This is a genomic window from Georgenia sp. (assembly GCF_054605595.1).
The window spans coordinates 1-5915 of record NZ_JBTSDU010000159.1; the positions used below are offsets into that span (position 1 = coordinate 1).

At 72.4% G+C, this 5915-nt stretch carries 5 protein-coding genes; 4 read left to right on the plus strand and 1 reads right to left on the minus strand.

Annotated features, from left to right (window positions below; translation table 11 throughout):
• The first annotated feature begins 19 nt into the window (after nt 1-19).
• The 4 genes from ACYC1Z_RS13740 to ACYC1Z_RS13755 all read left to right on the plus strand — a co-directional run bounded on the left by ACYC1Z_RS13740 (nt 20) and on the right by ACYC1Z_RS13755 (nt 5575).
• The gene (locus ACYC1Z_RS13740; RefSeq protein WP_461410093.1) at nt 20-1075 is read left to right on the plus strand and encodes a 3-isopropylmalate dehydrogenase; all 1056 of its coding nucleotides are present in this window, start codon (nt 20-22) and stop codon (nt 1073-1075) included.
• A gap of 123 nt (nt 1076-1198) precedes the next feature.
• Entirely contained in the window at nt 1199-2353 is a 1155-nt protein-coding gene (locus ACYC1Z_RS13745; RefSeq protein WP_461410089.1) for a branched-chain amino acid aminotransferase, read from the plus strand.
• Between the two features lie 368 nt (nt 2354-2721).
• A complete protein-coding gene (gene cimA, locus ACYC1Z_RS13750) occupies nt 2722-4386 on the plus strand; it encodes a citramalate synthase (RefSeq protein WP_461410090.1) in 1665 nt (554 codons plus the stop codon).
• Nucleotides 4387-4525: 139 nt separating this feature from the next.
• Nucleotides 4526-5575 carry a lipoate--protein ligase family protein gene (locus ACYC1Z_RS13755; protein ID WP_461410091.1) on the plus strand — a complete coding sequence of 350 codons (1050 nt, stop codon included), beginning with the start codon at nt 4526-4528 and terminating at the stop codon, nt 5573-5575.
• Between the two features lie 27 nt (nt 5576-5602).
• Here the strand turns inward: ACYC1Z_RS13755 and ACYC1Z_RS13760 are convergent.
• A partial coding sequence (locus ACYC1Z_RS13760) for an alanine racemase (RefSeq protein WP_461410092.1) occupies nt 5603-5915 on the minus strand: 313 nt, incomplete at its 5' end.

Here is a 5915-nt window from a genome sequence, read left to right on the forward strand (position 1 = left end):
GGCGGGTAGATTCGGCCCCATGCCGCGCACGATCAAGCTGGCAGTGGTGGCAGGCGACGGCATCGGGCCCGAGGTGGTCGCGGAAGGCCTGAAGGTCCTCGACGTGGCGCTCGCCGGCTCCGACGTGAGCGTCGAGCGCACCGAGTTCGAGCTCGGCGCCGTCCGGTGGCACCGCACCGGGGAGACCCTCACCGATGCCGACCTCGACACCATCCGCGAGCACGACGCCATCCTGCTCGGCGCCATCGGCGACCCGACCGTGCCCTCCGGCGTGCTCGAGCGCGGCCTGCTGCTGAAACTGCGTTTCGCGCTCGACCACTATGTCAACCTGCGCCCCTCGCGCCTGTACCCCGGCGTACCCACCCCGCTGGCGAACCCTGGCGACGTCGACTTCGTCGTCGTCCGTGAGGGCACCGAGGGCCCGTACGTCGGCAACGGCGGGGCCATCCGCGTCGGTACCCCGCACGAGGTCGCCAACGAGGTCTCGGTCAACACCGCGTTCGGCGTCGAGCGCGTCGTCCGGGACGCCTTCGAGCGTGCCCAGGCCCGGCCCCGCAAGAAGCTCACGCTCGTGCACAAGCACAACGTCCTCGTCCACGCCGGCCACCTGTGGCGCCGCACCGTCGAGGCCGTCGCCGTCGCGTACCCAGAGGTCGCCGTCGACTACCTCCACGTCGACGCCGCCACGATCTTCCTGGTCACCGACCCGGCCCGGTTCGACGTCATCGTGACCGACAACCTCTTCGGCGACATCCTCACGGACCTTGCCGCCGCCATCACCGGCGGCATCGGCCTGGCGGCGTCCGGGAACATCAACCCCGCGCGCACCACGCCGTCGATGTTCGAGCCGGTCCACGGCTCCGCGCCCGACATCGCCGGCCAGGGCAAGGCCGACCCGACCGCGACCGTCCTGTCCGTCGCGCTCATGCTCGACCACCTCGGGCTGACCGAGCCGGCGGCGGCCATCGCCGCCGCTGTCACCGCGGACATCGCCGAGCGGGACGGCACCCCGCGCACCACGAGCACCGTCGGCGACACCCTCGCCGACCGGGTGCGCACCCACGTCACGGCCTGACCGGCCCGCACGGACGCCGCATCACCACCCCGGGCGACGCTCGCCCGACGCCCGCCGGCCACGCCGGTGGGCGTCTCGGCGCTACCGTCGTCCCAGCACACACCTCTCGAGAAGGTCATCGACATGAGTACTGCCGCCCCGACGTCGACCCTCACCGGTCCGACCGCCGCCGAGCTCGCCCCCGCCGCCCAGCTCGCCGCCCGCTTCCCGCTGACCGCCAGCGACCACCCGGCGACGGCGGAGCAGCACGCCGCCGTCATGGGCGACCTGAAGTTCGGCGTCGCGTTCACGGACCACATGGCCCGCGCGTCCTGGACGCCCCAGGAGGGCTGGCACGGCCACCGGGTCGAGGCGTTCGGGCCGCTCACGATGTCGCCGGCGGCCGCCGTCCTGCACTACGGGCAGGAGGCCTTCGAGGGGCTCAAGGCGTACCGCCACGCCGACGGCTCCGTCTGGACGTTCCGGCCCGGCTTCAACGCCGCCCGCCTGGCCGCGTCCGCCCACCGCCTCGCGCTGCCGCAGCTGCCCGAGGAGGACTTCGTCGCCTCCCTCGCGGCGCTGGTCGCCGCCGACGAGCGCTGGGTCCCCGGGGTCGCCGGTGCGAGCCTGTACCTGCGCCCGTTCATGATCGCCACCGAGCCGTTCCTCGGCGTGCGCTCGGCGCACGAGATCGAGTACCTGGTCATCGGCTCGCCGGTCGGCCCGTACTTCGCGCACGGGTTCCAGCCGGTGGACATCTGGGTGGCGCAGGACTACCACCGTGTCGGCCGGGGCGGCATGGGGGCGGCGAAGACGGGCGGCAACTACGCGGCGTCGCTGCTGCCCCAGCAGGAGGCGTACCACAAGGGCTTCGAGCAGGTGTGCTTCCTCGACGCCGCCACGGGCACCCACATCGAGGAGCTCGGCGGGATGAACATGGTCGTCGTCGACGCCGACGGCAGCGTCCGCACCCCGGCGCTGACCGGCACCATCCTCGAGGGCGGCACGCGGGCCGCGATCCTGCAGCTCCTGCGTGACGGCGGCCGCGAGGTGCGCGAGGAGACGATCGTGCTCGACGAGATGCTGGAGCAGATCCGTTCCGGACAGGTGGTGGAGACGTTCGCGTGCGGTACGGCCGCCGTCATCACGCCCATCGGCCGGCTCGCCGGGGAGGGCTTCGACGCCACGGTCGGCGACGGCGCCCCCGGGCAGATCACCAAGGAGCTGTATGCGACGCTCACCGACATCCAGTACGGACGCCGCCAGGATCCCCACGACTGGATGTACCGCCTGGCCTAGCCGGCGGTGCCACATCTCGGGCCGTGGTAGGCGCGCGGCCCGTGATGTGGCACACTGGCCCGCATGACGTACTCCCAGCTGATTATCGGCTAGCGCATCGGGCACACCCGCCTGATGCGCAGACCTCCCGTACCACGGGGGGTTTTTTTGTTGCCGGGGCCACCCCTCCCGGCGACGTAGCCGGCGGGAGAGGCCCGGCGGCGACCGATACCGGCACCACCCCGTCGGCCTAGGCTGGGATGCGTCGAGGAGCACGGTTCGGCCGAGGTCCGGCCGAGCAGCAGAGCGGGTCGACCGCCGGCCCGAACAGCATCGTCGGCCGAGCACGGCCGCAGCAGGCCCGTGCCGGCCAGTCCGAGGAGACCAGCATGTCCAACACCGCCGCCCCCGACGGGCTCAGCCGGGCGCAGCCCGCCGAGTTCGCCCATCCGCACGGCGACGCGTCGGACGGCGTCGCCGTCCAGATCTACGACACCACGCTGCGCGACGGTGCCCAGCAGGAGGGCATGAACCTCTCGGTGGCGGACAAGCTCGCCATCGCCCCGCTGCTCGACGAGCTCGGCGTCGGCTACATCGAGGGTGGCTGGCCCGGTGCCATCCCGAAGGACACCGAGTTCTTCGCCCGCGCGGCCAAGGAGCTCGAGCTCCACCACGCGCGCCTGGCCGCCTTCGGCGCCACGTGCAAGGCCGGCTCCCGGCCGGCGGACGACCCGCAGGTGCAGGCGCTCGTGGCCTCCGAGGCCCCGGTCATCACGCTCGTCGCCAAGAGCGACATCCGGCACGTCGAGCGTGCGCTGCGCACCGACGGCGCCGAGAACCTGCGCATGGTGGGGGACACGGTGCGCCACCTGGTGGGCCTGGGCCGCGAGGTCATCCTGGACGCCGAGCACTTCTTCGACGGCTACCGCTTCGACCCCGCCTACGCCCTGCAGGTGGTGCGCACCGCGTTCGACGCCGGCGCCGCCACCGTGGTGCTGTGCGACACAAACGGCGGCATGCTGCCGCAGTGGGTGACGGCGGTGGTCGGCGAGGTCCGCGCCGCCACCGAGGGCCGCCTCGGCATGCATGCCCACAACGACTCCGGCTGTGCCGTCGCGAACACCCTCGCTGCCGTCACCGCGGGCGCCGCCCACGTCCAGGGCACCGTCAACGGCTACGGCGAGCGCACCGGGAACGCGGACCTGCTCACCTGCGCGGCCAACCTCGAGCTCAAGCTCGACAGCCCCGTGCTGGTCGGGGACGGGCTGACCGAAGCCAGCCGGATCGCCCATGCCATCTCCGAGATCACCAACATCAGCCCGTACGGCCGCCAGCCGTACGTGGGGGCGTCGGCCTTCGCGCACAAGGCCGGCCTGCACGCGAGCGCCATCCGCGTCGACCCGGACCTGTACCAGCACATCGACCCGCGCGCCGTCGGCAACGACATGCGGATGCTCGTCTCCGAGATGGCCGGCCGCGCCTCCGTCGAGCTCAAGGGCCGCGAGCTCGGCTTCGACCTCGCGGGCCAGGCGGACCTCCTCGGCCGGGTCACCCAGCAGGTGAAGGACGCCGAGGCGCAGGGATACACCTACGACGCGGCGGACGCCTCCTTCGAGCTCCTCCTGCGTGAGGAGATCGACGGTCGCGCCCCCCGCTACTTCGACGTCGAGAGCTGGCGCGCCTTCGCCGAACACCGCCCCGGCGCCGCCAACCCCGATGCCGAGGCCACCGTGAAGCTGCGCACCGGCCGGGGGCGGATCGTCACCACCGGCGAGGGCAACGGGCCGGTGAACGCGCTCGACGCCGCCCTGCGCGGCGCCCTCGTGGGCACGTACCCCGAGATCGAGGACTTCGAGCTCATCGACTACAAGGTCCGCATCCTCGACTCCCAGCAGGGCACCGACGCCATCATCCGGGTGCTCATCGAGACCTCCGACGGCGGTCAGAGCTGGTCGACCGTCGGGGTCGGCTCCAACATCATCGAGGCGAGCTGGGAAGCACTGACCGAGTCGATGGTGTGGGGCCTGCTGCACCACGGCGTCGAGCCGCGCTGACGCCGTCGGCCCCGGCGCTCGCGACCCGGCCCCGGCGCTCGCGACCCGGCCCCGGCGCCGACGACCGATGCCGGCGGGTACGGTGAGAGACCGGTCACGTGCGCACCGCTGGCCGCCGTACGCGTCCTAGGCTGGTGCCATGCATGGTGAGTACAAGGTCCCGGGCGGCAAGCTCGTCGCGGTCGACGTCGAGGTGGAGGACGGCCGGCTGACCAGCCCGCGCTTGTCCGGCGACTTCTTCCTCGAGCCCGAGTCCGCCCTCGAACGCATCGACGCCGCCCTCGAGGGGATGCCCGCGGACTCCTCCGCCGACCAGTTCTCGCGCGCCATCTCCGCAGCGGTCGACCACACGGTCGCGTTCGTCGGCTTCAGCCCCGACGCCGTCGGCATCGCGGTGCGCCGGGCCCTCGGGCACGCGACGAGCTGGGCTGACCACACGTTCGACGTCATCCACTCCGGGCCGCTGTCCCCCGCCGTACACGTCGCCCTCGACCAGGTCATCTCCGAGGAGGTCGCGGCCGGGCGGCGTGGGCCGACCATGCGCATCTGGGAGTGGGACGCCCCCCTGGTGGTGATCGGCTCCTTCCAATCGGTCCGGAACGAGGTCGACACCGAGGCGCTGCAGCGTCACGGGATGATGGTGGTGCGGCGCGTCTCGGGCGGTGGCGCGATGTTCATGGAGGCAGGCAACTGCATCACGTACTCGATCGTGGTGCCGAGCTCGCTGGTGGAGGGCCTCAGCTTCGAGCGGTCCTACGCCTTCCTGGACGACTGGGTGCTGGGTGCGCTCGCCGACGTCGGTGTCAACGCCCGCTATGTCCCGCTCAACGACATCGCCTCCGACCAGGGCAAGATCGGCGGCGCCGCACAGAAGCGGTTCGCGAGCGGTGTCGTCCTGCACCACGTGACGATGAGCTACGACATCGACGCGGACAAGATGCTCGACGTGCTGCGCATCGGCCGCGAGAAGATGTCGGACAAGGGCACCAAGAGCGCCAACAAGCGGGTGGACCCGATGCGTTCGCAGACCGGCATGACCCGCGAGGCCATCATCGACGCGTTCATCGCGTACTTCGAGAGTCGGTACGACACCCGGCGCTCGGACTACACCCCCGCCGAGCTGGAGCGGGCACGCGAGCTTGTGGAGACGAAGTTCCTCTCCGACGAGTGGACCTACCGGGTGCCGTAGCCGCTCCGCGGAGCGGGTCGACGGCGCTCAGGCGCCGCCCGCCGGCCGCGCACCGAAGACGGCCGTCCCCACGCGCACCAGGGTCGCGCCCGCGGCGACGGCGATCTCGAGGTCGCCGCTCATGCCCATGCTGAGCTCGCGGGCCTCGCCCGTGCCGGGGTGGCCGGCGGCGAGGACCTGCTCGCGCACCGTCGCGAGGGCCTCGTAGGAGGCCCGGACGACGGCGACGTCGGGCGTGTTGGCGCCAATCGTCATGAACCCGCGCAGCCGCAGGTGGGGCAGCGCCCCGACGGCGGCGGCGAGATCCGGGGCGACGGCCGGGGCGACCCCGGCCTTGGTC

Excerpts from the sequence above, each read along its gene's own strand:
- ACYC1Z_RS13740 (WP_461410093.1), top strand. The coding sequence starts at position 20 with ATGCCGCGCACGATCAAGCTGGCAGTGGTGGCAGGCGACGGCATCGGG.
- ACYC1Z_RS13745 (WP_461410089.1), top strand. The coding sequence starts at position 1,199 with ATGAGTACTGCCGCCCCGACGTCGACCCTCACCGGTCCGACCGCCGCC.
- cimA (WP_461410090.1), top strand. The coding sequence starts at position 2,722 with ATGTCCAACACCGCCGCCCCCGACGGGCTCAGCCGGGCGCAGCCCGCC.
- ACYC1Z_RS13755 (WP_461410091.1), top strand. The coding sequence starts at position 4,526 with ATGCATGGTGAGTACAAGGTCCCGGGCGGCAAGCTCGTCGCGGTCGAC.